Source organism: Deinococcus sp. Arct2-2 (genome assembly GCF_004801315.1).
Lineage (GTDB): Bacteria > Deinococcota > Deinococci > Deinococcales > Deinococcaceae > Deinococcus.
In genome coordinates this window covers 76,532-99,979 of sequence record NZ_SSNW01000011.1, presented here as the reverse complement: position 1 = coordinate 99,979, position 23,448 = coordinate 76,532, and the positions used below count along the sequence as shown (strand labels likewise).

General features: G+C 57.7%; 29 protein-coding genes. 3 read left to right on the top strand and 26 right to left on the bottom strand.

The annotated features are described in order from the left end of the window. Nucleotides 1-89: 89 nt before the first annotated feature. The gene (locus E7T06_RS07465; RefSeq protein ID WP_136365203.1) at nucleotides 90-404 is read right to left on the bottom strand and encodes a YciI family protein; all 315 of its coding nucleotides are present in this window, start codon (nucleotides 402-404) and stop codon (nucleotides 90-92) included. Between the two features lie 150 nt (nucleotides 405-554). Continuing rightward, nucleotides 555-1,733, bottom strand: coding sequence for an acetyl-CoA C-acetyltransferase (locus tag E7T06_RS07460; RefSeq protein ID WP_136365202.1), 1,179 nt, complete (start codon nucleotides 1,731-1,733; stop codon nucleotides 555-557). A 267-nt stretch (nucleotides 1,734-2,000) separates the two neighbouring features. Here E7T06_RS07460 and E7T06_RS07455 point away from each other — a divergent pair, with 267 nt between their 5' ends. Further along, nucleotides 2,001-2,219, top strand: coding sequence for a hypothetical protein (locus E7T06_RS07455; protein ID WP_136365201.1), 219 nt, complete (start codon nucleotides 2,001-2,003; stop codon nucleotides 2,217-2,219). A gap of 63 nt (nucleotides 2,220-2,282) precedes the next feature. Here the strand turns inward: E7T06_RS07455 and E7T06_RS07450 are convergent, their stop codons facing one another. Then, nucleotides 2,283-3,077, bottom strand: a complete 795-nt coding sequence (locus E7T06_RS07450; protein WP_136365200.1) for a hypothetical protein — start codon at nucleotides 3,075-3,077, stop codon at nucleotides 2,283-2,285. Nucleotides 3,078-3,244: 167 nt separating this feature from the next. Between E7T06_RS07450 and E7T06_RS07445 the strand changes: the two genes are divergently transcribed. Beyond that, nucleotides 3,245-4,543, top strand: a complete 1,299-nt coding sequence (locus E7T06_RS07445) for an NPCBM/NEW2 domain-containing protein (protein ID WP_136365199.1) — start codon at nucleotides 3,245-3,247, stop codon at nucleotides 4,541-4,543. Between the two features lie 74 nt (nucleotides 4,544-4,617). Here the strand turns inward: E7T06_RS07445 and E7T06_RS07440 are convergent, their stop codons facing one another. The 12 genes from E7T06_RS07440 to E7T06_RS07385 all read right to left on the bottom strand — a co-directional run bounded on the left by E7T06_RS07440 (nucleotide 4,618) and on the right by E7T06_RS07385 (nucleotide 10,749). After that, complete coding sequence (locus E7T06_RS07440; protein WP_136365198.1) at nucleotides 4,618-4,995, bottom strand: hypothetical protein; 378 nt, start codon at nucleotides 4,993-4,995, stop codon at nucleotides 4,618-4,620. Between the two features lie 71 nt (nucleotides 4,996-5,066). After that, nucleotides 5,067-5,681 (bottom strand): glycoside hydrolase family 19 protein, encoded by a 615-nt coding sequence (locus tag E7T06_RS07435; RefSeq protein WP_136365197.1) that lies wholly within the window; start codon nucleotides 5,679-5,681, stop codon nucleotides 5,067-5,069. Next, nucleotides 5,681-6,016 (bottom strand): hypothetical protein, encoded by a 336-nt coding sequence (locus E7T06_RS07430; protein WP_136365196.1) that lies wholly within the window; start codon nucleotides 6,014-6,016, stop codon nucleotides 5,681-5,683. The genes E7T06_RS07435 and E7T06_RS07430 overlap by 1 nt, the downstream gene beginning before the upstream one ends. Then, nucleotides 6,013-6,429 carry a hypothetical protein gene (locus tag E7T06_RS07425; RefSeq protein ID WP_136365195.1) on the bottom strand — a complete coding sequence of 139 codons (417 nt, stop codon included), beginning with the start codon at nucleotides 6,427-6,429 and terminating at the stop codon, nucleotides 6,013-6,015. Before E7T06_RS07425 ends, E7T06_RS07430 begins: the two co-directional genes overlap by 4 nt. Beyond that, a complete protein-coding gene (locus E7T06_RS07420) occupies nucleotides 6,429-6,791 on the bottom strand; it encodes a hypothetical protein (protein ID WP_136365194.1) in 363 nt (120 codons plus the stop codon). The genes E7T06_RS07425 and E7T06_RS07420 overlap by 1 nt, the downstream gene beginning before the upstream one ends. A 71-nt stretch (nucleotides 6,792-6,862) precedes the next feature. Beyond that, nucleotides 6,863-7,333 carry a hypothetical protein gene (locus E7T06_RS07415; protein WP_136365193.1) on the bottom strand — a complete coding sequence of 157 codons (471 nt, stop codon included), beginning with the start codon at nucleotides 7,331-7,333 and terminating at the stop codon, nucleotides 6,863-6,865. Between the two features lie 190 nt (nucleotides 7,334-7,523). Continuing rightward, the gene (locus E7T06_RS07410; protein ID WP_136365192.1) at nucleotides 7,524-7,772 is read right to left on the bottom strand and encodes a hypothetical protein; all 249 of its coding nucleotides are present in this window, start codon (nucleotides 7,770-7,772) and stop codon (nucleotides 7,524-7,526) included. A gap of 64 nt (nucleotides 7,773-7,836) precedes the next feature. Then, nucleotides 7,837-8,166, bottom strand: a complete 330-nt coding sequence (locus E7T06_RS07405) for a hypothetical protein (RefSeq protein WP_136365191.1) — start codon at nucleotides 8,164-8,166, stop codon at nucleotides 7,837-7,839. Nucleotides 8,167-8,271: 105 nt separating this feature from the next. Beyond that, entirely contained in the window at nucleotides 8,272-9,174 is a 903-nt protein-coding gene (locus E7T06_RS07400; RefSeq protein WP_136365190.1) for a DUF3102 domain-containing protein, read from the bottom strand. Then, entirely contained in the window at nucleotides 9,161-9,835 is a 675-nt protein-coding gene (locus E7T06_RS07395) for a hypothetical protein (protein ID WP_136365189.1), read from the bottom strand. Before E7T06_RS07395 ends, E7T06_RS07400 begins: the two co-directional genes overlap by 14 nt. Before the next feature lie 72 nt (nucleotides 9,836-9,907). After that, nucleotides 9,908-10,306, bottom strand: a complete 399-nt coding sequence (locus tag E7T06_RS07390; RefSeq protein WP_136365188.1) for a hypothetical protein — start codon at nucleotides 10,304-10,306, stop codon at nucleotides 9,908-9,910. Then, the gene (locus tag E7T06_RS07385; RefSeq protein WP_205750845.1) at nucleotides 10,303-10,749 is read right to left on the bottom strand and encodes a hypothetical protein; all 447 of its coding nucleotides are present in this window, start codon (nucleotides 10,747-10,749) and stop codon (nucleotides 10,303-10,305) included. Before E7T06_RS07385 ends, E7T06_RS07390 begins: the two co-directional genes overlap by 4 nt. Nucleotides 10,750-10,889: 140 nt before the next feature. Here E7T06_RS07385 and E7T06_RS07380 point away from each other — a divergent pair, with 140 nt between their 5' ends. Next, nucleotides 10,890-11,156 carry a hypothetical protein gene (locus tag E7T06_RS07380; RefSeq protein WP_205750843.1) on the top strand — a complete coding sequence of 89 codons (267 nt, stop codon included), beginning with the start codon at nucleotides 10,890-10,892 and terminating at the stop codon, nucleotides 11,154-11,156. A gap of 135 nt (nucleotides 11,157-11,291) precedes the next feature. Here E7T06_RS07380 and E7T06_RS07375 read toward each other — a convergent pair whose 3' ends face one another. The 11 genes from E7T06_RS07375 to E7T06_RS07325 form a co-directional block, all read right to left on the bottom strand. Continuing rightward, nucleotides 11,292-11,909, bottom strand: coding sequence for a hypothetical protein (locus E7T06_RS07375; protein ID WP_136365187.1), 618 nt, complete (start codon nucleotides 11,907-11,909; stop codon nucleotides 11,292-11,294). A gap of 316 nt (nucleotides 11,910-12,225) precedes the next feature. Continuing rightward, the gene (locus E7T06_RS07370; RefSeq protein ID WP_136365186.1) at nucleotides 12,226-12,945 is read right to left on the bottom strand and encodes a hypothetical protein; all 720 of its coding nucleotides are present in this window, start codon (nucleotides 12,943-12,945) and stop codon (nucleotides 12,226-12,228) included. Then, nucleotides 12,945-13,415 carry a hypothetical protein gene (locus tag E7T06_RS07365; RefSeq protein WP_136365185.1) on the bottom strand — a complete coding sequence of 157 codons (471 nt, stop codon included), beginning with the start codon at nucleotides 13,413-13,415 and terminating at the stop codon, nucleotides 12,945-12,947. The genes E7T06_RS07370 and E7T06_RS07365 overlap by 1 nt, the downstream gene beginning before the upstream one ends. A gap of 15 nt (nucleotides 13,416-13,430) precedes the next feature. Then, on the bottom strand, nucleotides 13,431-14,006 hold the full coding sequence (locus E7T06_RS07360) for a hypothetical protein (RefSeq protein ID WP_136365184.1): 576 nt from the start codon (nucleotides 14,004-14,006) through the stop codon (nucleotides 13,431-13,433). 447 nt (nucleotides 14,007-14,453) lie between these two features. Then, the gene (locus E7T06_RS07355; RefSeq protein WP_136365183.1) at nucleotides 14,454-17,951 is read right to left on the bottom strand and encodes a hypothetical protein; all 3,498 of its coding nucleotides are present in this window, start codon (nucleotides 17,949-17,951) and stop codon (nucleotides 14,454-14,456) included. After that, the gene (locus E7T06_RS07350; RefSeq protein ID WP_136365182.1) at nucleotides 17,948-19,189 is read right to left on the bottom strand and encodes a hypothetical protein; all 1,242 of its coding nucleotides are present in this window, start codon (nucleotides 19,187-19,189) and stop codon (nucleotides 17,948-17,950) included. The genes E7T06_RS07355 and E7T06_RS07350 overlap by 4 nt, the downstream gene beginning before the upstream one ends. Then, nucleotides 19,190-19,921, bottom strand: coding sequence for a phage tail protein (locus tag E7T06_RS07345; protein WP_136365181.1), 732 nt, complete (start codon nucleotides 19,919-19,921; stop codon nucleotides 19,190-19,192). Next, nucleotides 19,918-21,018 carry a baseplate J/gp47 family protein gene (locus tag E7T06_RS07340; RefSeq protein ID WP_168733423.1) on the bottom strand — a complete coding sequence of 367 codons (1,101 nt, stop codon included), beginning with the start codon at nucleotides 21,016-21,018 and terminating at the stop codon, nucleotides 19,918-19,920. Before E7T06_RS07340 ends, E7T06_RS07345 begins: the two co-directional genes overlap by 4 nt. After that, nucleotides 21,005-21,400, bottom strand: a complete 396-nt coding sequence (locus E7T06_RS07335; RefSeq protein ID WP_136365179.1) for a hypothetical protein — start codon at nucleotides 21,398-21,400, stop codon at nucleotides 21,005-21,007. The genes E7T06_RS07340 and E7T06_RS07335 overlap by 14 nt, the downstream gene beginning before the upstream one ends. After that, the gene (locus tag E7T06_RS07330) at nucleotides 21,400-22,059 is read right to left on the bottom strand and encodes a hypothetical protein (RefSeq protein ID WP_136365178.1); all 660 of its coding nucleotides are present in this window, start codon (nucleotides 22,057-22,059) and stop codon (nucleotides 21,400-21,402) included. Before E7T06_RS07330 ends, E7T06_RS07335 begins: the two co-directional genes overlap by 1 nt. After that, nucleotides 22,059-23,435, bottom strand: a complete 1,377-nt coding sequence (locus E7T06_RS07325) for a hypothetical protein (RefSeq protein ID WP_136365177.1) — start codon at nucleotides 23,433-23,435, stop codon at nucleotides 22,059-22,061. Before E7T06_RS07325 ends, E7T06_RS07330 begins: the two co-directional genes overlap by 1 nt. Nucleotides 23,436-23,448 lie beyond the last annotated feature (13 nt).

Below are 23,448 nucleotides of genomic sequence, written 5' to 3'. Positions count from 1 at the left end.
AGGGCGGTGGGGTCATAGGTGGGTAGACCAGTGATAGAGAGCGCCCAGCAAGGCCTTAGTCACTTAGACCCTTGACCCTTAGACTTTCTCTACTCCACCAACGCCACGCCCTCCAACTCCAGTGCCTTGCCCCGTTTGACTGGCGTAAACGGCGTGTAGCTGTATTCGCTGCATCCATTCACCACAAAAGGATCATTCTTAAACACAGCTTCTAGTTGCGCCTGAGTGTCGGCGTGGGCCAGCAAAACTCCGCCTGTGCCGTCCAGCATCCGGCCCGAGACCAAAAACAGCCCGCTGACATAGTGCTGATCCAGCCAAGCGCGGTGCAGCGGCGTAATGGCGGCCAGTTCGTCGCCTGTCTTGAGGTAGCGGCTTTGGATGATCCAGAGGGTGGGGGCGGTCATATGCGGAGTCTACGGGTAAGGGCGGTCTAAGGGTCAAGAGTCTGAGAGTCTAAGAAAGGCAAAGGCTGTGCTAGACGCTTTTTCCAACTGCTCTACCCACCCAAAACCACACCGCCCCAGCACCTTAGACACAGCCCCCTGAGCCGCGCCTCAAACCCGCCGAACCGCCAACGCCAGCCCGTTGCCGCCGCCCATGCACAGCGTTGCTACGCCCGTTTCCTTGTCGTGTGCCTTCAGCGCGTGCAGCAGCGTAACCAAAATGCGTGCGCCACTGGCTCCAATGGGGTGGCCCAACGCCACCGCGCCGCCGTTCACGTTTACGCGGGTGGGGTCAAGGCCCAGTTCACGGCTCACGGCGAGGCTCTGCACACTGAAGGCCTCGTTCAGTTCCCACAAGTCCACGTCGCCTACGCCCATGCCCAGATTCTTCAGCAGCTTTTGCGTGGCGGGCACGGGCGTCATCATCACCCACTCGGGGGCAAGGCCGCCTGTGGCGTATCCGGTAATTTCGGCCAGAGGCTTCAGCCCGTGCGCGGCGGCGGCGTCCTCGCTCATCACCAGCAGGCTGGCCGCCCCGTCGTTCAGGCCAGGGGCGTTGCCTGCCGTGACCGAGCCGTCTTTGCGGAAGGCGGGTTTCAGACGGCCCAATGTGTCCAAGCTCGTATCTGCACGTGGGCCTTCGTCAGCGTCTACCACCGTGTCACCCTTGCGGCCTTTCACAGTCACGGCCACAATCTCTTCGGCAAAGCGCCCGGCCCCCTGCGCGGCAATCGCTTTCTGGTGGCTGGCGGTAGCGTAGGCGTCTTGCTCGTCCCGCGTAATCGCGTATTTGTCGGCCACGCGCTCTCCGGTCAGGCCCATGCCCTCGTCGTTAATGCTGCACCACAGGCCGTCTTGGGTGTTGGCGTCCAGCACCTGCGCGTGGCCCAGTCGGTAGCCTTTGCGTGCGCCGGGGAGTAGGTGCGGCGCGTTGCTCATGGATTCCATGCCGCCCGCCAGCACCGCCGATTGGTCGCCTGCCCGGATGCTCTGCGCGGCTAGAATCACGGCTTTCAGGCCGCTGCCACACACTTTGTTGATGGTCAGCGCGCCCACCTCGTTGCTGAGGCCCGCCGCCAGTGCCGCCTGCCGCGCCGGATTTTGCCCGCAGCCTGCCTGCACCACATGACCCATAATCACTTCTTCCACCAGTTCGGCAGGAATCCCGGCCCGGCGTAGGGTGTCGGCCAACGTGATGCTGCCCAGTTCCACCGCCCGCACCGATTCCAGCGTCCCCAAAAACTTGCCCGTCGGCGTGCGCGAGGCCGCCACAATCACTGCTTTGTTCATGGAGCAAAGGATAGCGCAGGAAAACTAACGAGCGTTAGGCATGGCGGGACGGGTGGATTGAAGGGCGTCTAAGGGTCTAGGGTCGAAGGGTCTGAGAACGGAGCGTGGGACGGCTGATCGTGGAGCGCAGTTTAGTGTTAGCCCACAATCCGCAGTCTACGTTCTGCACTTTTTGGCCCTCCTCTGACCGCTAGAATGGTGAGTACGTATGGACATACACCCCCATTTCCTACAAACGCTCGAACTGCCGTGTCAGACACGTTATCTGTGATCGTCTGGCCTGTCACTCTGACCAACTCTGGAGGCGTGCAGGTCTGTGCGACGGCGGAGGCGCTGGGGGAAGCGCTTGTGATGGGGTATCAGGTCAACCGCCGATTGCTGAGTCTCACGGATGGGGCAGGGGAGACGCTTCAGGCTCAAGGGTTGCTCAGGGCCGCGCTGCTGGATTTCTATGGGCCAGAGCGTTTCCCGTCGGTCTGGAAATAAGTTATCAACACCCCCAAGGTTACCCTGTGGATAACATCACCTACAGGTCTGTATCGCCCGCTATCAATCTTCCGTCCAAGGGCGATCAGGAAACCGCTCAGTAATTATTTTATGAACGTCATCAATATTCTCTTGAATTATTGTAAATCTTTTGGTTTGTTGAACTGAGCCTGTCGGCCCGTAAACAAAATATATGGTCATATAAAAGCTACGGTAACCCTGATGCTCAGGCATTTTGAAATCAGCGAGGTCAATAGGAAAGAGGATCATCTTCTTTTCTCCCGGTGACAAAAGTCCGGTTCCATGAGAATTAACTTCTACATCCTTCAAACCCATGACCCCATCGGGACGCTCATCAAAGATTGGGGTGTAGTCGAACGGCATCTTTAGAAATCCAAATTGTGTCTCCATTGCAACAATTTGAATGGGCAAATTGCCTAAGTTCGCAATAAATAGTGGTCGGAGTGCACCCTCTGCGCCTTGAAACAGCACCAGTTGAGGACTCCTTTGCTGTTCCAGTTGATTTGACAACACTGTGTTTTGTTCTCGGAGAACAGCCACCTGTTCATGAGCGGCTTCAGCAAAACGTTCAGTTTGTTTCGCTTGTTCCAGTACAGCATCCCGTGTCTGAGCATTGCCTATTTCAGCTCTCTCAGAACGTCCCTCAGCTTGGTAGCTGAAGATGACTAAAAATACTGTGGCTATGAATGTGGCAATAGCTGCAACAGCCTGAACTGCTACAGGGCGGTCATTATCGAAAAGGTCTGGAAACACAACGACGAATAGACCGATACCGACGAGAATGGCAAGAATCAGAAACCCTATAGATTTTTTGTTTGTTGGTGACATAGAGGGCATAAGTTCACAGTACCGCTAAAAAAGCCCATGCTCATGCATAAGTGCAAACAGATGTAAGCCGCAGATAACTCGGCCAAAGAGTCAACCCCCACCCCCGCAGGATTAGCGATTGTTTTACGGGTCATCACTTAGCGTCTCCTCTCGCACAACGCAGTAGAGGAGACGCTATGAACCGATCTGGCCCGCTCGTGCTCTTGACCCTCGCCCTGACCGCCTGTGGAGCTTCGCCCGACGCCGCCGAAAGCGGCAATTACGATGCGATAGACGGCAACTGGACACTGACAGGCCGTCTTAGCCCACAGTCGCTCACCCCAGACGGAGCTAACACGTTGTATTACGAGCGGGCACTGACGGCTACCTCCGCATGGGGGCCAATCGAGGTAGACCGGAGCAACGGCGAGCGCGGCATAGGCGACGGCAAAACACTCACCCTGAACGGTGTGAAGCACGCCAAGGGGTATGGTGTCCATGCCCCCAGCGAATTGAAGTACAGCCTCGCGGGAACAGACAATGCCAAATGCGTCCGCTTCAAAGCAGAGATCGGTTTGGACGATGAAGTGGGCGACAAGGGCAGCGCCGTGTTCCAGATTTGGGGCGATACAGAGAAGTTGTTCGACAGTGGCCTCATGACCGGGGCCAGTGCCACCAAACCGGTGAACGTGGATTTGCGGGGTCAATCGACGTTCCGCATGGTGGTGACCGACGGCGGCAATGGCAAGAGCTTTGACCATGCCGACTGGATCAACCCAACGATTACCTGCGTGCCAGATATTACGGCTACCGTGCCCGAACAGACTGGACTACTGCAAGACGCACATGGCACTTTGCCCCTAACGTTGACCAACCGCAGTGCTTCCTTTAAGGGTGATTTGACTTATCGAGTCAGCGCTTACCAAGACGAAGATGCTTTTGAAAATCCACGCTTCGATTTGGAGACGCCCGGTATCAGACTGAATGGGGCGGGAGTCACGACACAGACGCTCAGCATTTTTGCCCCTCCTGACATCTCTGTTGAATACAGCAACGACTCTAATCCGTTGACGCTGCCCGATACACTTGTGATCTTTGCTCACGGTGAGGAAGTGACCCGCGTGCCTATGGGGGTATATGGCTTGGCGCAGGACATCGACATCTTCTTCTCTGACCAGCCATATGACATCCGGGTGGGAGAGACCATTACTGTGCAGGCCACAGTGACCGTCTCTCCGGGTGGGGAGACAACGGGGCCATCGTTGGGCATATCCAATGACCCGGACGCAAGATTTGAACCGGAGTTGTATCAAGTCTCGGGCGACGGCTCAGTGTCGAAAAAAGGTGGAACAATTCCAGTGAGAATTACGCTTCTGAGAGCACCCGATCCCAGTGAATCCAACGAATTTACCGCTTATCTGAGTCGGTCTATAGACAATTTCAGTACCTCATCGCTCGGTTATCCATTCTCTGTCCGCTTGCGCTACGTGCCCTAGACGCAAAAAAACGCCCCGTACTCCACAGCTTCAGGGCTGGGAGTACGGGGCGTTTCGCCTGAGTTGTCTGGTACTTAGCTGCCGGGAAACAGGCGCTTGAAGGCCATCTCGATCAGCATCAGCGTGAACGGACTGCTGAGCATCACGGTCAGCCACGTCGCGGAAGGCGGCGCGAACTCGCGCACCAGTGCCTGAACAACGGCCAGCACGAATTGGGCGCGTGCCGTGCCCGCCAGCACCGGCTTGAGTTCCTGTGCGGCCTGCACTGCGGCTTCGAGCAGCGCCCCCACTTCTGTCCACGTCGCGCCGTCGCGCAGCGCTTGAGCTTTGCTGGTCAGGTTGCCGATGTGCTTGTCGAGCCACGGCTTCACGAGGTCAGGGGTGAGGGCGTCTCCCGCGCGGGTGGCGGTACCGAGAGCAAGAAGGGTAGACAAGATCTGAGCTTTCAACATGGGCACACTCCAAGTGCACGGCCCCACCGTGAAGGCAGGGCCGGGAAAGGGCGGATTGGGATGGGAGGGGTTTAGATGCCGAGGGCTTTCTTGGCACGTTGTAGGTACACCACCCGCTCTTGCAGGCCGTTCAGCCCGCCGTTAATGATCCGCGTCACACTGGTCACGTCATCGATGTCGGCCCAGCGGTTCAGGCCATGAGCTTTCCAGAAAGCCGCAGCTGCCAGCGCAGACACGCCGTATTGCAGCAGCAGGTCGGGATCACGCTCCAGATCAAAGCCGATGATCTTACCGTAGGTGCGGTAGTTTTCCCGTCCGGTGAGTTGGATCATGCCCCGGCCTCGGTAGCGGTAGCCGTCGCCAGATTCGGGGCCACCGTTGCCCAGCCGTCCCGCGTAAACGAAGTTGCCCAGTGCTTCTGGATCGCCCGCATACCGTTGAGCACTAGCGAGCGTCGTGAACCTGGTGGGCCACACCTGCGGCAGGCGCTTGGCGCTGTAGTTCAGGTTCTCGCTGATCGGCATGAACCCGGATTCATGGGCCAGCTGCGCCAGCATGTGCGCCACTCGCAGCGGTGTATCAATTTGATACTGAGGGAGTGCCCACGCAAGTTTCTCAGCGGCCACCTCGGCTTTACGAGGGGACTGATCAGGGCGGATTTTGAGCAGCAGTTCTTTGGTAATCATCAGGTGTCCTCTGGTGGGTCTGGTGCCCAGATCGTGCGTGGTTCCTCGCTATGTTTGAGTTCCAAGAATTCGACCCGTACCCGCGCTTGATCTCGCTGGAAGCGGAAGTCGTTGATCTGCCGCCCTTGAGACGCAATCCGCTTCTCCGCCGTCGCCAGCCGCGCTTCGACGTCGGCCAGTCGCTTCTGGGTTTCCTCGTCTTTCTTCTCACTCATGCTGCCGCCGCGCCACTCCCGAATGACGTAGGACAGGCCGAACAGGATGGCGAGGATGATGGTGGCCGCGCCAGATTTGGCGATGATCGGCAGGAAGGCGCTGAAGTCGATCCCGCTCATTTGCGCCACCGTTGGGGTGGGTTGGCGATCAGCCGCTTCACCCAATCACGCTGCGAGAACCACGCCCGAAAATCCAGCGCGAACATCGCCAGCGACGCGAATGCCAAGATGCTGTAAGTGCTGACGCCGGTGGTAAAGCCCACGCCGCGCCCAATGGCGGCTACTACGGTGAAAAAGAAGATGCTGCTCAGAAAGCTGGCCCATTGCGCGGCCATGGTGCCAGGCCGACTCAGCAGCATCAGCAGGGCAATGGCGAGAGCTGACCATCCAAAAGCGTGCCAGGGGGCGAAGTCGGTGAAGGCGCTGTAGGACTGATACAGCAGCGGCGCGTTCGGCTTGTGATAGACCGCTGCTGCCCAGCCGAAATGCACAGCGATGACGACGGCCCGGATACCAAGATGGGTACGAATCATCAGAAGACCTCGCTGGCCTGCCAACGCGTACCGTCCCACCATTCCCAGCGCCACGTCAGCAGCGTCCAGAGTTCGTTGGCGGGAATGGTGCTGCCGTACGGGGTGACGATCCATGCGCCGATCAGCGGGCGGATGGGTTGGTAGGGTGCGCCGTTGCGCCGGGTGTTGAGCGTACTGGACTTTCGCACACGGGCCTGTGCGTCTGGGGGGCAGTCCGGGGCGAGACGGATGACGGGTTTGTAGGCTACCAGCACCACGCTGTCTTTAATGACAATGGTGCGGCAGTAGGTGGGGGCGGGCGCAGGCAGGGCTATAGCAGAGGCCAGCAGCAAAGAGAGCAGGGGCAAGAGTAGTCGGTGCATGGGCCTCCAATCGGCAAGAAGAACCGCCCAGCAGCCGAGGGCATGGGCGGGACAGAGGATGGGCAAGCGGACTACAGCGTTTCAGGCTGACGAATCGAACGGGGATCAGGCGGAGAGGCGCACAGGGCAGGCCGGGGATCTACCCAGCCGAGCGGGGCCAGCGACTCTCCACAGGTTGCGAGGTAGGCCAGTGCATAGGTCTGGGCGTACCCTTCGAACGGCGTGTTGTAGTAGGGGCCGAGGTCAGGCCGGGGAAAGCCAGAGATGAGGTAGCGCCCCGCGAAACAGTGGGCAGCCTCATGGGCGGCCACCCTCACCAGAACGTCACGGGCGAGGGCTGGGTCTAAGTCCACGACGCAACTCCCACCGCCGGGTGCGCTGTTGGCATAGCCCCAGTTGGGGCCAAGGCCACCGGGCGCGACCCAGCGCCAAGTGATCGAGGTGTCGAAGACCGTCGTAGTCCACTGCCCCGAGTCTCTCGGCGGCGCGGTGACAGAACAGGCCGAGAGGAACACGGCCAGCAAGAGCAGGATTCGGTTCATAAACCTCCAAGGCAAAGGGTCGCGTTTAGAACGCGACCCTTTGAAAGTGTTGTATTTGCGGCCTTGATAACAGGCCGGTAGTGTGGCACCAGACCGTCTTATTTTGACTGTCCTCCAATCTCACCTCCAATAACAGAGGCCCGCGTGATTGCGGGCCTTCTTTCTAGGGCGTGTCGGCTAAGTGAGGTTGTTACTGATCAAGCGACCAAGTTGCGATAATTGGCTGGTAGGCAAGAGCGCGATCAACAATTTCCTCAGCGGCCTTCTCAGCAGTTACTCCCTCATCTGTCCAGAAAATGTAATCAATCACCTGAGGATCCAAGACATGACGCTGCACCTCCATGATTATTTGATCCGCTTCTTCCTCATTGTGGTAGTCCATTTGAAGGAGACGCTGCACTAGCGCAACAAGCTGAGAACGATTGAATGGTTCATCCATGCCCACAGTCTGCTCTTCACCCTTGGCCGACACACCCTAATCTGCTGCCTTTGCCTCTGGCGGGCTAAATCTCTCTGGCATCCTCCCCAGGATTTCTCGGATCTCCATCCAGTAAAGGCATAATCTCGTGATTCCAGAACTCCAAAAATCCGTCTGGAAGATCAGCCTTATGGGTAGACTCGATATGGTTCTTAAGCATTGAAACTATCGTTCGAAAATCTTTTCTCGAAACCTCATCGATATACAGCTCGTTCAGCCACTCGCTATAAACTTCTTGTGGTTCTAGTTCGCTGAGTTCTGTAATGAATGTTTTGAGCGGCAGAAGGATGACATCAAAGTAGTCGATAGGGATTAACCCCGGCGCGTCACCGCTAATATGTACAAACCCCTTCATATGCTGAGAATACTACGTGCCCTTTTCTACACTACAGCGTGGTTGAATCCAGCCACTTCCAACAGCAAAGCCCGCAACCATGCGGGCCTACTCTTTAGTCTGTCTTCAGTTCAGCGCGTCAAGCGTCTTCAGTCCCACTCTGGGCGGATCGTCAAACAGGGACTCAGCTTCTATGATCTGCCCCTTGGATTCGGACGCTGACCATTTGCGATGCAACTCGCCTAAGAGTTCTCTGATCCGGGTCACCCGCACAGGTGCGAACAATTGCCGCCCCTCTACGCTGTCCGCAATCTCCTGAATCTCTTTCATGCTGTAGCCGTCCATTGCGGTCAGGGCAGCGGAAAGCTTGGACGCCACGTTGTCAAAACGCGAGGCGGCTTTGCCGTAATCCTTCTCTTGCAACTCCCGCTGCATCGGCAACACGGGCGGTTTAGGCACTTGGATGAACGAACCGTCTTGCAGTTCCATCGGCTCAAATTCCACGGGCAGCGGCTTGTAAGGCTTCTTAACCGGAGCTGGGCCGGGAGGGGCAGGGATCGGCGCGGCTACAGGAAGAGCCACAACAGGTACAGGCGGCTCTGGCTCGTATTGCTGCTGATGCTGCACAAGACGGGCCTTTACGTCCTTGTGAGTGATCGGCTCCCCCGCTTGAGCACGCTGCACAATCTCTTCCCGAACAGGTGCGGGAGTCGTACCACTGGCGAGCGCATAGAGGGCAGAGGGGGCGATCTGCAAATCTCTCAAATTGAGAGTTTTGAAGCTGTCAGCCACTTGCATAAATCTGGCAGCAGCGGGATAGCTCCAACCAAATTCACTCTTGACCCAATATCCAAACTGTCCATGCTCAAGCGCACTCTTCACTTGAGTCAGCCGCTCTCCGATCTCCACAATGTCTTGTGCAGCGCGGCGGGCGAGGTTGCGGATTTCGCCTGTATGTTCCTGCACCATCTCCCGCACGTCCGGGGCAAGGGCGGCGTATTCAAAGGGTTCGAGTTCAGTTCGTATCACTGGGAAGCACCTGCTTTCGGGCGGGGGGCATAAGTTCCAACATCACGGGCTGGTAGGTAGGCAGCCGCTCGGCCACCTGCAATTTGTTGCTCTTCAAGTTCTCCTCTTTCATGCCGTGCCGTTCCTTGCTTCTGCGGATGCCGTTTTCAATGCGGGTCATCTGGTTTTGCCAATCCATCCACAAATCAATGGTGGCAATGCAAACTTCGCCTTTGCTGGTCTTCAGCACGCATACGCCGCACATCGCCAGCACGAACCCACGCAAGTAGGTCACCACTTGGTTGACTTCACTCAGACTGATTTCCAAACCTGCGGCCAAATCTTCGCTGGAAAGGAGGCGGGGGTGAGCTTCTTCAATCAGGGCCAGCGCGTCAAAGTGCAGTTGCCGGGGGCGGCGGCGGAGGCCAGCCTCACGTAGGGTTTTACGGGCTTCTACATAGCGTTCCTCCTCTCCGAAAAAGACGTTGTGAAGCATGGTGGCGAACAGTCCGCCGCCCAGCCAGTTGTTGACAAAATTCCCCAGTACCGTACCCGGTTCACGAAAGACACGGCGCACGGTGGCTTGGGAAACTTTGCCGCGCTGGTAGGGCACTTCGAGGGCGTGGCGCTGAAGCAGGGCGGCGGGGATAACGGGCTGAGGTGCGTTGTTGGTACGGGTCATGGTGTCTCCGGGGTGCGGCTAAGGTGTCGCCCGCCGGGTGAGGGCGGGCGGGGAAGTGTCAACCAGTGGTTGTCAGTCGGCAGCTTCAGCTAGGGACTGGACGGCTGGAACGCCCTCCGGCTCAGGCCACTGAGTCAAACTGACCTCTTCACCCCAGAGGAAAAACACCAAGGCTTCTGCCAAATCACGGCGGGCTGTGAATACTCCCACCACATCTCGGATGGTGTGAATCCACGGCGTAGCGTCAGTGGGTGGGTAGTCCTTGACCCCCCGCGCAAACATGAGGTGGCCGCAATACTCCGTGAAGTTGCTCAGCCCCGCGCCGCTGCGCCGCATGTCGATGCGCCGGGTGTAGTGAGTACCGTTGTCCTGAATGAACAAGATCAGCGTCTTTTTATCGGTAGTCAGGCGGGCGTTGGTCAGATGGGGTAATGGCGAGCCATCCGGCTTTGTGAAAGGCAGGTCGCTCATACGGCCACCGCCTCGGCTTCAGGAGCGGGATGGGTGAAGGCCAAGAAGTCCAGCACCACTTCATGCTCTTCAGGCGTCAGCAGCGCGAGGCTGTACACGGGCTTGTCCAGCGCAGCGGTGGCAAAGCCGTAATGCTCTTTGGCAGGGATGCCAGCGCGGGCCAGACGGCGATGAAGGTTGGCAGCGGTAGCGTTGCCGATGGTGGCGGGTTCCAGTTCCTCACTGATGACGGTCAGGTCGTGAGCGCCGTGCAGCAAGCGGATAGCCTTGATGGCTTCCACAGGCTCACCGTTGATCGTGCCTTCAATGCCTGCCGCCGTGCGAGTGAGGGTCACGGTGTCGCGCTCAACGCTGGTGATCACGCCGCATTCGCGGTACACGGTCACAACGGCCCAAGTGCGGGTGATGGCGGGGGGAACCTTCTGGGTCTGAACTCGTATCATGGGTCAATCCACCTTTAACTCGGATTCCAAGAGGGGAAGCTTCCTAGGGCTTCTGCCCCCTCTTGGTTCCCCTATAGTACATGCTTCTATGTACTACGTCAATACTTCTATGGACGCTAGAAGTATGGTAGGATTTTCGTATGACGGCGGCGATGACGTACCCTGAAGTTGTGGTTGAGTGGCGAGTACCGGAAATCCTTAAGCAGCACGACTTGACGGCCTATAAATTGGCCGAGGCGTTAGCCGGGAAAGTGAACCGGAATAGCGCCTACGAGATTGCGGCTGGGCGGTCAAAACGGGTTGACCGGACTACGCTCTACGATTTGATTGTTGCCCTGCGTACCCTCACGGGCGATGAATCCCTGACTGTAGGTGACCTCTTCACCTTTGAAGAGTCAAATTCGTAAATCTACGAATCTCAAAGCAACGATAAGCCCGCCCAATGCGGGTTTTTTCTTGGTCATGTTTCCTCCAACGACAAAGCCCGCAACCAAATGCGGGCCTTGCTTACAAGCTACTCCTAAAAAATTGGACTTCAACACTCAAATTGTAGATAACTTTCTTGACGCTATCAGACTGTTTACCCAAGGAACACTACTTGCTCCCATCAAAGTCATTACATCAGAAATCCTATCTATAGAGACCATAGTGCTCATAAAAGACCACATAAAACATGCGTAAATAAATACTATTAGAAAGAAAATATATAGATTTGGATTGGATTGGTCAAGTTCTGCCACAGACAATAAGAAAAAAGAGCAGATTATTAAGGCTGACAAAAACAACCAAGCAAGCCTGATGATCATTTGCAAACGAATTCTCTTTATTTTAAGCTCAACTACTCCCCCACTCACCTTCAGATATACATTGCACGACTTTGCGAGATATGCCATTTGATGAATACTTGCTCCAGAAGACCAAATCTTATCTACATACTTACCGTTAGCCATTGTTCCGGTCAAAGATAAAAAAGCATACTCGACTTTACGCATATTACCACCAGCTAAATTAATTTCAAGCTGATCAACAAGATCAATGTTTAGCTTTCCGGAATCAATGCGCTGTTTTATCTTACTTGACTCGTACACAATATAAGAAACAACCACAGCGATGACGCTCGCCAGTGCAGGTAGATACTGTGTGATTTTATCTAAGTCCATAAAAGTTGTACGCGCTCATCTACCTGTAAGTTCCCTCAAGGGGTTGGGCCAGTAGATCTGTCTGTTCTCTCTCCAGTCGGCTACTACGAGACATGGCTTCCATTAAATTCAGTGAAAAACTTCAAAGATTTTTACATGCCTTGCCAGCGTAACGGGCGGGGCGGTGGCGGGTGCGTAAGGTTGTGCAACTCATTCCCCTCCCAATCAAAAGCCCCTACCGAACTGGTGGGGGCTTCTCTTTTTCGTTGACGGAAGAGGCATTGTTTTCGATAGAGGCCTCTAGTCTTTGGGTATGTACGCGCTTATACTATTGAAACTAACTAGCTTTACCAACGTACTTTTTCCCTAGCCACACGTGGATTCTATCTCTACCCAAAACGTCTATATCCCTCTCTTTAATGGAGAAATTGCTTTCCAAAAGATTAGCGATTAGCCTCGATTGTTCAAAAATCGTTGACACTCCAATAAAGTTAGTTTTCCCACTCTGCTTCATTGCCAACTTCTTGAATTTCGCTAAAAGTTGCAACTTCCTTCCAAATCCTTTATCTCCTACTCTTGATATGATTGCTTTCTTAACCTCATGCATTTCCCCACAATCTAAATCTACATCCCATACAATAGCGTCCATAGATTTCCCTTCTAAATTAAAAATTTCTACTCCTTGAGGGTTTTCCAAAATTACTGTTTTCTCTTGGAGAGGTACTTGACCATACTTGTGTTGCAGAAGTGCTATGAAAGTAGACTCCGTAATCTCTCCTAAAACCTTCCACCAGTCTGAGTCACTGCCGCATGCATTTGCAACAGCTTCTAACTTCAAGAAAAGATCCATAGCAGGTACATCCCCCACATGAGCCTTTCTAGAGCTTTTTATGAGTTTAAGAGATTCGGCGAGATTGTTTTTCGGATTCATGAGATCTTTGAAATCCATGATCGCCGTTGAGCGGTTATCTATCAGCTTCATTAAATCGTCTAATACAACCCTGTGGCTTTCGATATCCACAGCGTTTCCTGAGCTTGGGTTTAACTTTGTTGGCATTATCTCTGCCTAAGGAAATTGACTTCCTTCGGATCATCTACCCTTCCCTGCGCACTCCCCTCCTCTATCACCCAGCCGATTACAAGCGGTAAGTAGAACTCTGGTAGACCGGTTTGTCCGATAGTACGTGACATGAATTCTCTTACATATGCCCAAAGAATAGTGTAGGGAGAATCCAAGGTTGAGAATTGGTTCAGTATCTCTTTAAAGTTTTCTGTATCGGTACACTCATAGACTGCCATGCAAAGTACATCGAAACTCAATGCAGTACTTTTCCTCTTGTCCTTTGATTTGACGTTAATGCCAATGAAAAGGGCTTGATCGTCGTCTTTCATAAAACTTGAAGCAGTTATCTCAAACTTTGGAAACTGGAGCGGTGTCTTGGCACTGGGATTGCGTTTAAATTCAAAGCGAGGATAGAGAACCTCTCGAAGGAAAACAGGGTGAGGATTCTGAGTGATTTTTAGCACCTCGCTATCCTACAGTTAAGCGTTATGAAAAACCCCGGCATTTGCCGGGGCTTGTGACTTACTTCTCGGATGTGAGGGCGGGGGGCTCCAAGCTTGGTGAGGACGGGCAGCCACAGGTTTCGTTTTATTTGGAGCGGGAAAATCCCAGTCGAGATCTCTGAGGTCTACATCAAAAAGACTTTCCATCAGGAGTTCAGCCTGCGATACGAGAACTATGAGCTTGCGTCCTTCAAGTCTGTCTCGTAGTTCAACGGCGGCAGTGGCTGTCCAGTAGGCTAAAGACATCTGATCGGTGTAAGCGTTGTAGCCTCTCTTCATCCGATAGATCGCGTCCTCTAGGCTTTCCCAATCGTCCTGACTCTTGACGTTTAAATAACCGAGATTACTCTCAAGGCAGTCGATAGCATCTTCGGCCATACCTTTCGACTCACTCCAAAAAGCCTTCGCAGCCTTGCCGTGATACTTAGAGACAGTTGCAAACTTCTTGCGCATAAATTCTAGTGCGGCTTGCAATTCCTGACATGCTTTAACGTAAAAATCCGTCCCTGACGCATTTTTTGTGTGCATATCGTCTCCCATACTTGCTGTCATTCTATCACTCCTAGAGATATCCTAGCAGGGACAATCCTCTGTCAAGCCACAAGTCTTACACTCTTTCTTTGGCTTCTTTGGTTGACCAAAGTTAGATATCTCACACAGATATCCGTCTCACGGTTTTGAAAAGGACTCCTACTCAAGTGTTTTAGAGGGAGCTAACTGCTGTGAAATGAGCTTGGGATGAGTGCGCGAGGCCTCTATAGTGGACTCTTAGCTTCCATCTTGTATCAGCATAGGTGTGAGGCGTCACAAAAACGCTTCTAGTGCGTTACCTAAGGACAAGGAGCGACAGCAAGAGGGGTCATCTACCAATATTGATCCTGCTTCCTCACAGCGCCGCCTTCACCCCTTCCGCAAACACCTGTTTCAACATAACCGCCCTAAGCGGTGGCCGAGGGCGGTCGTGTTGTGGGGCCGATAAACGCCCGATGGCGTGTGGGATCAGGGAGTCCGGACGATGAAATCCTTCAGGGCCGGAGCGCGGGTGCCGTTGTTAAAGCCCAGCAGGAACAAGCGAGTATTGGTCGTCAGGGCGGCTTCTGTGATCGTTGCTCTAAGCACGTCATTGACGTAGAGCTTAATGAGGCTGCCCACGTAGACCACCCGCACCTCATCCCCGATTTTGCCATCAGTGCCGATGTTGCTGCCCCACAACCGCGTCGTCACGCCGCCTGCCCGCTTGCTCAGAATGTATTCGGCACTCGTCGCCACGCCGTCCTGGTAATTGTTGGCTCCAAACACGAGGTACTCACTGTTGTCTGCGGCCACTCGGAAACGGAGGCTGGCCTCGCCTGACCCGCCAATCACCCAACTCACGTCGGCATCTGCACGGGAGATCGCAACGCCGCCGATCTGCGGTTCAAAGGCAATCAACTGGGCGGCGGTGGCGAGCGTGGCCTTCCCGCCGCTGATGCTCCAATCCCCTGCGCCACCAAAGATGATCTTGCCGTACCCACTGCCCACCACTGGAGCCGTGAGCGTGGCACTGTCCGCTTTGGTACGCCAGTTGTCCACAAACACGGCTTTGGGATCAAGCCCCAGCACTGCGGCTGCTTTGGTGAGGTAGCCGGGAAGGGGCGGAGTGCCTGCGGGAATGTCATAGGCCCACACGCCCCCGCTGAGATATTCGTTGTTGACGAGTCGGGTATTGGCGGTCAGGGTGGCGTCAATCAGTGCAGCCCGGTTTTGCACTTCCACACGCTTCACGGCGAAATCCAGAGCGCCGTCAACGATGCTGGCAAGTACACCACTCGGCGCAATGAACACACCCAGTCCTGCACCCAGTTTCATCTGCCCGCCTGTGACCCGCCACCCCCGTCCGCGCACCTGAAATTGGTTCGTACAGAGTGGCGCGTCAAACACACAATCATCCAAGCGCAGATGATCCGCGCGGGCGTCAGCGTCTGCCAGCGAAAAGAAGCGGGTAAAGCCTGTGATCCGGGCATGGGACAACGTGAAACCCGTGCTCTGCGGCGCAAATCCATTCCGGGCGTAAAACCCGAAGGGTTGCACCACATCGGAAGACGCAAACCCGTCAAACGTCACGGTATCCCCGGTCAACGTGCCAGAGTTAAAGTGACCCACAAGCCAGCCGCAGTTCGGGGTCGTCAGGATGCTCTGCGGGGCAATCATCCCCGGCAACCATTTACGAATCAGGTACGTATTGTTTCCGCCGCTGATATTTTCTGCGCTGCATTCAATGGCGGTGCGTTCCGTGATCCGCACGATGTTGTCACTGAGGACAACCTGATTCGCGCCCCACGAGACGAAATACCCGTTTGATTCGCATGTGATTTCGTCAAGAATATTGCCAACGACAATCACACGGTGCCCACCGATCTCTGTGGCGGCCATACCTGCTGCCGTTTCCACCATCCAGAGGTTTGCCGCCGTCACACTCTCTGTCAGACCACCCGTCAGATCAGCCCGGGTGGTGAGGTTGTACCGGGTCACTGTGATCGTTCCTGCGGCGTCATCCACAGCGGTAATGCGGTATAGCCCCGGAATGCGGGCCACATTGATCAGACTGTTCACTGTCCAGCCGCGTGAGGCAAACGTCCCCGCCCCGCCGTTGTTGGTGACCGTCAGCACTGTGCCCCCCGCTGTGCCTGTGGCGGTAGGCCGTGTGCCTGTGCTGGCCGTGGTTCCGAGAGCGGCACTCTCGAACGCCATACGGACGTATCCAATCCGGTTCGCCAGGAGCACGAAATCGCCGTCGCTGGTTTTGGTGTAGGGGCGTTTATCGCCCTGCTTGCCCATGAAGTTTGCGGACATGCCTCGGCAGACGTTGGCAAACACGGTGGCGCGTCTCGTTTCGGCTCCCAGATAAAGGGCGTTGCCTGTCTCGCCTGCCCCGTTAAAGATGCGCTGGGCGACGAACGTACCCAGCAATGGGGCAGTCAGCGTGACAGTCGTTCCGGCCACACTGGACACCACGTATTGTCCGGGGCAGGTGAAAAAGGCCAGCCGCATTCCAGGCATCATCTCTGCCGAGGCACTGGCGAGGGTCACGGCGGTCTGGCCTGCCGTGCCGCTTGCCGTTGGGAACGTGTTGGCCTGCGTATACATCCAAGCGTCGGTGACGGCGCGAGTCAACGCAGGCGTGATCGCCACTGTCCCCGCAGCGGCGTTGTAGGTGGTGATGGTGTAAATTTCTGGGCCACCGCCGAGTTTGAACCGCAGTCCCGCACCCATGCCCAACTTTGACGCCAACGGAAACTCATCTTGAGTCGTGAGGGTGAGCGTGCTGGCTCCGTTCGCACCTGTAGCGGTGATCCGGTTGAGCAGGCCCCCGTTTTTGGCCGTACTGTGGGCATACAGCACATCCTCGACAACAAAATTACTGGTGGCGTCTCCGTCTGCCCCTATGCGCCAAAACTGATCGTTGAAGCCCTCGGCGTAAGTATGGGTGATGCTCACGCCCCGCACGGTTCCGGGGGTGACCGTGCCACTTCCTTTGAGGACGCCAATCTTGCCGATGTAGCCGTTGCCGTACCATGCGCCGCCCTGAATCTGCACGCGCTCGATCAGGCCGCCACTTGCGCCTGCGTCCCAGTTGATCAGGGCATCACGGGGCAGCAGGGCGGCGGGATTGGCCTGAATGACCGCGCCTGTGGCAAGGACGGCTACCGCTGCCGGGATCGTGATATTGGTGCTCCAAGTGTAGATTTGCCCCGGTGCCAGCCTCACCACGCCCGCGCCAAGTTTCTGAGCCGCCCGCAGAACAGCGGGGGCAATGTCAAACCCGTCTGCGGCGAGGCGGTAATCCAGAACGTTGACACCATCACGGCTTTCTAGGCCGCCGACGCTCATGGCCTCTAGGCCGTTCAGCCGTACCAGCGTGCCGTTGCCAAGCCGCTGATGCACCTGTCCGGCGTCTATGCCCTGCGTGACCCGGTAGGTGCCCGCCGTATTGGGGATGGCGGCAACGGAGGCGCTGAGCAAGAAGTCACCCGCGAGCAGATTGGCTTGTGCGAGTGCACTTGCCGCAGCGGTTGAAGCCGCTTGCACGGCCCCCGGCGTCGCCACTTCCCCTGTCTTCACCCACGCCGCCCCGTCACTCTTGTACACAAACCCGGTATCGGTGGCCCAAGCAGATTTGCCGTTGTACAGGTTGGCCGCTGGGAACGCCGCAAGATTGACGTAGGGCACGGCTCCAGCAGCGGCAGCTTGAAGCCCTGCCGTACTCTGCGCGATATCGGCCAGCGATTGCTCGGCTTCGACCACCAGCTCCTGCAAGGCCGGGCCAAGTTCAGGGTCGGCATAGGCCACCAGTGCGTGCAGATCGACCAGAGCATCCTCAACCGCGTCGAGCACATCCACGTCCCGCGTAGGATCGAAGGCTGGGCCGTTCAGATTGCGGGCCTGGAGGAACTCCGCTGTCACCCGTTTGTCGCTGGGTCGCCCCAGTTCCGGACGGGGGATGTTGATGTCGGTCATCCGCCGACCGTCCGGTTGCCGCGCCGCACTTCCACGCCCACGTAACGCCGCAGGACTTCCGGTCCGGCGTAACTGTCCCGGAGTTGCTGCTCATTGTCCTGCCCCACCACGTAGGTGCTGGCCCCGCTCAGGCCGCCCGTCTGCGGGGCCACGCCGCTGCCAGACCAGCCCTGAGACACGCCATCTGCCGTCACGCGCACGGCGTTGCCGTCCACCTGCACAATGCCCAGCGAGTTATTAATGGTCACCAGTGGCCCAGTTCCAGCCTCGGCGTAGGGTTGAGACGCTTTGAGAAACACTGGCCCGCTGTAGCCGCCAGAGCGGTTGATGTATAGGGTCGCGCCGTTGACCGTCAGGGGATCGCCCGCGTCATAGACGATGCTCATGGTGAAGTCAGGCGTGCCCACCACTGGAGCAGTGCCGACGCTCAGGGCGAGGCCGATGGTCCGTACCAGAGAGCCGCTGACCGCCCGAATCAGGAGGTTATACGTGCCTGCTGGAACCGTTGCCAGCGCCGTAAAAGCCACCGTCGTCGCGTTCCGCTGCAAGGTGTCATTGCCCGTGACCTGTACCGGAGTAAAGCTGGCGCTGATACCCGCTGGAAGATCGGCAGAGAAATTGATCGGGCTGTTAAAACCACCTTCACGGCTGATATTGATAAACGCAGCGGCGGCGCTGTTTCCTGAGGCGCGGTCAATGATCAGGGCAGAGGGCGCAGTGATGGCAAAGGTGGCCGGTTGGGTGGCGGCCACCAACGTCAGCGGGATGCGGATATCCACGATGCGCCCGCCTGCTTCACCGCGCAAAATCAAGTCATATTGACCTGCCACGATGTTGGCTGCTGTCGTGATAGTCAGGTCGGCAGTCGTTGCCACCGGATTGGGGACCACCGTGACGGTCACCCCAGCAGGCGCGTTAATCGGCGTGATGGCGATGTCGACGGCGAGGCCCCCGAATTTCTGCACCTGGATCGCGCCGGTAAAGGTGTACGTCCGGGCAGGCTCTGCGAGCAGACTGGTCACCGCGCTCTGCAACTGGAAGCTGGCGCTCTGGCGGCCCAGCTCATCCAGCCGCTGAAGCATCACTTGCTGGCGGCGGTAGAGAAAGCCGTCATTGTCGAGCAGGGCCTGAAACGGGACAACCACATCAGCGGCATCAATGCTTTCAGTGTCCATCGGCACTTCGGTCGAGAGACTAATTTGAGGTTGATTGGTGGATGCGTTGATGGTTTTTGGCATTTAGCCCTCCATTCGGTACAGCACAAGGGGCGGTTCAGTGCCCCAACGGGGGCCAGAGTCGGTGCCGGTATCGCGGTAATCGGGAATGCCGTAGTTCAGGCCCCATCCAAACGCAGGTTCAGGCGGTGGGCGGCCTTCGCCCCACTCGACTTCGCCGCCCCAGAAACGGCCACGCGGGTAGTAGTTGAGTTCGCGCAGGCGGGCATGGGCAGGCTTGACGGAATTCACCAAGTCGGCGAGGTAGTCGGTGGGTACGGCGTTGGGATCGACGCCCCAGCGGGCACCCTCTCCCCAGCGGCGCTGCCCATCCCAGCGGGCATTGTTCGGCAGAGGATTGAGTGGGCTGACGGTGACGCTAAATTCCGCCCATTTCTCGGGCTGGGTGCGCCAGTGCTCGGTCACGGTGGCCCGGTAGCCTGCACTCGCTAAAGCCTGAATCATTCCCGGTAGCGTGCCCGCCATCTCCCAGTACGCCCACGCATCGATCACCCGGCGGCGGTAGGTGTCGAGAGATTCACTCGGGTACCGCTTCAGGCCACGCTCGCCTCCAGCCAGCATCACGGCTTCTTCGGGGGCCACCAGAATCAGGCGGCTGAGCATGGCGGTGTAGGCCCGTAACGCCAAGTCGTCGAGACTCACACCCACTGCCCCCAGATGGGTCTGAGTACCGGCGTCCTGAAAGTCTTCGGAGTTGATCCGGCTGAGCCGCTGAACATAGGCCGTATAGGTCACGGGCCAGCTCTCAAGACCAGCGTGGGTGCGAGCAAGAGGGCTTCGGTGGGGGCCAACCTGAACGCTTCGGGCACCTCAGCACCGGGGCGGGCGTCCAGCACTCCGGCAGGGAGCATGGCCGCTTCGATGATCTCGGAGCGGTAGAGGGTGCCGCCGATGCTGGCGGCCTGTTGAAGTGCCGCAAGATTCGCCAGCACTTCAGCTCTCACCCGGATCGCGTCTGCGCCCGGTGCGTAGAGTTCCAGCGTGAAGGTCAGGGTTCGGGGAATAGCGCTGTAGACCTGCACATCTGCCGTCAGTGGACGCCGGTACTGGATGTAGGCGTTCACGCGGGCTACCACGTCGGTACCAATGCCACCAGAACCCCAAATCACCACGTCCACCGTGCCTTGTCCCCTCGGATGTTCGTCGAGGATTCGCACTTGATCCACAGCAGGGTCAGCAGACAACGCCCAGCTCCGGTAAGCGTCGGCTGTGGCCCCGCCGCCCCGCTCCGCCCAGCGCAACCGGGCGCGGGTTCGTAGAGCTGTATCGGACTCCTGATCCACCCCGGCAACGGTGAGCCAGTTGGCCGCGTTGGTGACGCTCAGGCCGGGTTGTGGGGTATGCAGCAGGGTGATGTTGTTACCGGGCACGTTGTACCCACTGCCCGCCGCTTCTGCCTGTACCGGCATCTCAACCATGCCCCCGGCTGGGACGGTCACGCTGGCCGTGCTGGTGTACCGTAGGCCGTTCAGGGTGCCCACAATGGCGGTGCCCGCCGCGAGTTCATACGGGCCGGACAACGGCAGACAGCGCATCGTCACGGTGCCCTGAGCAAAGCCGCTGGGTTGCCGCGCAATCCCGTAATGACTGGCGACCAAAGCATCCAACCACTGCCCCGCCGCACTTTCGAGGTAACCCCCAGCAGCAAGGGCCGCGACCGTGCGTTCCGTATCCGCCTGTGCTTCTGCCTGAATCTCGACCAAGGTGCGGAGACTGCCGCCGGGAAGATAGGACGTCGGCTCAAAGATGTTCGGACTGTTGCTAATGGCGGTGAGCATCCGGGCGATGACCTGCTCTCGGGTGCGCGGGCGGATGAGGTCAGCCAACGCCAAAGGGAGCCACCCCCTCGTACCCCAAAACATTTACGGCGTCTCCGGCTTCGACGATCAGGCTGATAGGGCCGGACACGGTTTCTAAATCGGCACGGAGTTGGATGGTGCGGAGATCGGTGCTCAGCACGTTGACACTCGCACTCAGAACGCGGTCATCCTCTTCCAAATCCAACATACAAATGGCGGCAGCTTCCGCCCCGCCATCTTGGAACCCTTCACCAAGGTATTCGGGCAAGTAGGAGCCGTAGTCGGGGTCATAGAACAGTGCGCCGTGCCGGGTGCGAAGCCTGCGCCCCAAGTCTTCGGTGAGGAGTGCGCGGCCACTTAAAAGCGCCCCGGTGAGGGGGCGCAGGTTGAAGTCGGTTCCGAGTGGATCAGGCATCAGGGGCCACCTCCGAGGCTGGTAAAGAGGGCGGGAAGAATATCGAGATGGGCGTCCAGCTCCGCTAGGGCGTCTTCTGCCGCTGCCCGTAAACTGGTCAGACTGGCAAGCTGGCTGGTCAGACTTTGCGAGAAGCTCTGCACGCCCGCGATGTTGCCGCTGAGTGTGTCTAAGGTGTTTTCGGCGTAGGCAATGAGTCCTGCTGCAACAGGACAGGCCTCTGCAACTGCCCCCAGAACCTCAGCCCCTAGGGGAGAACCCACTGCCCCGCCCAACGCTGAGCGAATGCCGCCCAGCGTGTCCTGTGCCGTACCCAGCGCGCCTTCAGAGCCGAGTGAATCAGCGATCTGGCCCAACAGGGTGTCTTTCTGACGGTCTAAGCTGTCCAGATAGCCAAGGAGTTGCGTACGTTTGGCGCTCAGGTCACTGGTCATCAGGGCTTGAATGACCGGATCGCTGAACTGGGCGGCAATGGCGTTGGCGGCAATCGGCCCCACACTGGCGGCCAAAGAGTCGAGATTGCAGCCACCGATCAGCGCGGGGAGCTGGGGGAGTTTGAGGTCAGGCAGCGGGGGCACGCCAGCGGCGCGGGCCAATTCCCCCAGCTCCCACTGGGTGCCGCGTTGCCCGGCTTGCGTGAGGGCATGAAGAAGGCCCATCAGCCGCTGAACACTCGGCCACTGCCGCTGATGATCGTGCCGGTCACCGTTGCTGGGCCGGGCATCACGCCTACCACTTGCACCTGATCTCCAACCCGTCCAACCGCTGGGCCGCCCCCGGCCAGATTGACGATCCCCCCGTTGACGTTGATGACGTCCGCCACGATGTTCACGACGTCCGCCGCAGTCACGTTCACGGAGGTATTGGCCTTGACACTGATATCCCCACTTCCGGGTGTCAGGGTCACGGTCTGCCCCGCCTTGTCGGTGACTTTCACGCGTTCTGCCCCGTCCTGTGCCCAGAGTTCGATGCTTTGACCTGATTTGTCCTGAAGGCGGATGTGAGGGCGGGTGTACAGCGCATCTTCCGGGCTGACCTCGCCCCGATCATCGTCGATGCGGATCAGTTGGCCTTTCCCTGTGGCGATCTCTAACCGTTCTAGGGTAGCCGTGCCGTAATGCAGCACCACCGGGCGGGAAGGGTCACCGGCCTGAAAGCTGAGCAACACCACGCTTCCGGCTTTGATCTTGACCCGTGAGCCCGCGATGGGCTGTACCAGCCGAACTTTGGTCAATTCCGGCAACTGCGGGTTGCTGGGGCGCAGGTCTAGGGTGTGGTCACCGTGATCGCGCAAGACCTCGCAGTCGTAGAGCGCCAGATAATCTGTCCAGCGCATGGCCCGCTGCACCGTGGCTTCGAGTCCGGTAATGCCCATATCTTCGCCGTCGCCTGTACCAAGATGGGAACGTAGCACCACTTGGTTGTGGGGGTAGCCGTATTCCTCGGTCAGGCTGTGAGAGACCCGCGTGACGCGCTTGCCAAACTCTTCGTCCCCTCGGCTCAGGGTGACGTGACTGCCAGGCCGCAGGGTGGGATCGAGCGCCACCGTGTAACTGCCCACCGCCGCGTCTTCATGCAGGATGCGCTGAGCCTGAGCGTGCTCGGGCCAAGTTGGAACCATGACGTCAACTTCTCCGCTGGGGCGCATCCGCCACACCCGTTCGGGATACCGCATCATCAGCGCCCTCAGCGCCTCATGGGCTGGCCCAGCGGCCCGCACCCACATGGGCAGGATGCCAGGTAAGTCAATCGTTCCAGGCACTTCGCCGCAGTCATGTAGGAGTTCGGCCAAGACCTTTTGTGCCGGAATCTTCTGGTAGAACTTCGGGCCGATGTCGCGGGAGAGGCCGCCCGTGCCGCCCACGAGGTAAGCCGAGGTGAAGCCGCCCTTCCCGCCGATGCGCTCGACGGTCATCTGGTAGGTTTTGCCGTCTTGCAGGGCCACTTGGACTTGGTCAAAGGCTTTGAAAGGCACGGCCCGTAACGCCAGCGTGACATCGGCCCATGCCCGGCCTTGAAGCGGGAGTGTGAGCAAACTCGGCTGGCCT

Coding starts and splice junctions, on each gene's coding strand:
- E7T06_RS07465 (WP_136365203.1), bottom strand. CDS start 404: ATGACCGCCCCCACCCTCTGGATCATCCAAAGCCGCTACCTCAAGACA.
- E7T06_RS07460 (WP_136365202.1), bottom strand. CDS start 1,733: ATGAACAAAGCAGTGATTGTGGCGGCCTCGCGCACGCCGACGGGCAAG.
- E7T06_RS07450 (WP_136365200.1), bottom strand. CDS start 3,077: ATGCCCTCTATGTCACCAACAAACAAAAAATCTATAGGGTTTCTGATT.
- E7T06_RS07445 (WP_136365199.1), top strand. CDS start 3,245: ATGAACCGATCTGGCCCGCTCGTGCTCTTGACCCTCGCCCTGACCGCC.
- E7T06_RS07440 (WP_136365198.1), bottom strand. CDS start 4,995: ATGTTGAAAGCTCAGATCTTGTCTACCCTTCTTGCTCTCGGTACCGCC.
- E7T06_RS07435 (WP_136365197.1), bottom strand. CDS start 5,681: ATGATTACCAAAGAACTGCTGCTCAAAATCCGCCCTGATCAGTCCCCT.
- E7T06_RS07430 (WP_136365196.1), bottom strand. CDS start 6,016: ATGAGCGGGATCGACTTCAGCGCCTTCCTGCCGATCATCGCCAAATCT.
- E7T06_RS07425 (WP_136365195.1), bottom strand. CDS start 6,429: ATGATTCGTACCCATCTTGGTATCCGGGCCGTCGTCATCGCTGTGCAT.
- E7T06_RS07420 (WP_136365194.1), bottom strand. CDS start 6,791: ATGCACCGACTACTCTTGCCCCTGCTCTCTTTGCTGCTGGCCTCTGCT.
- E7T06_RS07415 (WP_136365193.1), bottom strand. CDS start 7,333: ATGAACCGAATCCTGCTCTTGCTGGCCGTGTTCCTCTCGGCCTGTTCT.
- E7T06_RS07410 (WP_136365192.1), bottom strand. CDS start 7,772: ATGGATGAACCATTCAATCGTTCTCAGCTTGTTGCGCTAGTGCAGCGT.
- E7T06_RS07405 (WP_136365191.1), bottom strand. CDS start 8,166: ATGAAGGGGTTTGTACATATTAGCGGTGACGCGCCGGGGTTAATCCCT.
- E7T06_RS07395 (WP_136365189.1), bottom strand. CDS start 9,835: ATGACCCGTACCAACAACGCACCTCAGCCCGTTATCCCCGCCGCCCTG.
- E7T06_RS07390 (WP_136365188.1), bottom strand. CDS start 10,306: ATGAGCGACCTGCCTTTCACAAAGCCGGATGGCTCGCCATTACCCCAT.
- E7T06_RS07385 (WP_205750845.1), bottom strand. CDS start 10,749: ATGATACGAGTTCAGACCCAGAAGGTTCCCCCCGCCATCACCCGCACT.
- E7T06_RS07380 (WP_205750843.1), top strand. CDS start 10,890: ATGACGGCGGCGATGACGTACCCTGAAGTTGTGGTTGAGTGGCGAGTA.
- E7T06_RS07375 (WP_136365187.1), bottom strand. CDS start 11,909: ATGGACTTAGATAAAATCACACAGTATCTACCTGCACTGGCGAGCGTC.
- E7T06_RS07370 (WP_136365186.1), bottom strand. CDS start 12,945: ATGCCAACAAAGTTAAACCCAAGCTCAGGAAACGCTGTGGATATCGAA.
- E7T06_RS07360 (WP_136365184.1), bottom strand. CDS start 14,006: ATGACAGCAAGTATGGGAGACGATATGCACACAAAAAATGCGTCAGGG.
- E7T06_RS07355 (WP_136365183.1), bottom strand. CDS start 17,951: ATGACCGACATCAACATCCCCCGTCCGGAACTGGGGCGACCCAGCGAC.
- E7T06_RS07350 (WP_136365182.1), bottom strand. CDS start 19,189: ATGCCAAAAACCATCAACGCATCCACCAATCAACCTCAAATTAGTCTC.
- E7T06_RS07335 (WP_136365179.1), bottom strand. CDS start 21,400: ATGCCTGATCCACTCGGAACCGACTTCAACCTGCGCCCCCTCACCGGG.
- E7T06_RS07330 (WP_136365178.1), bottom strand. CDS start 22,059: ATGGGCCTTCTTCATGCCCTCACGCAAGCCGGGCAACGCGGCACCCAG.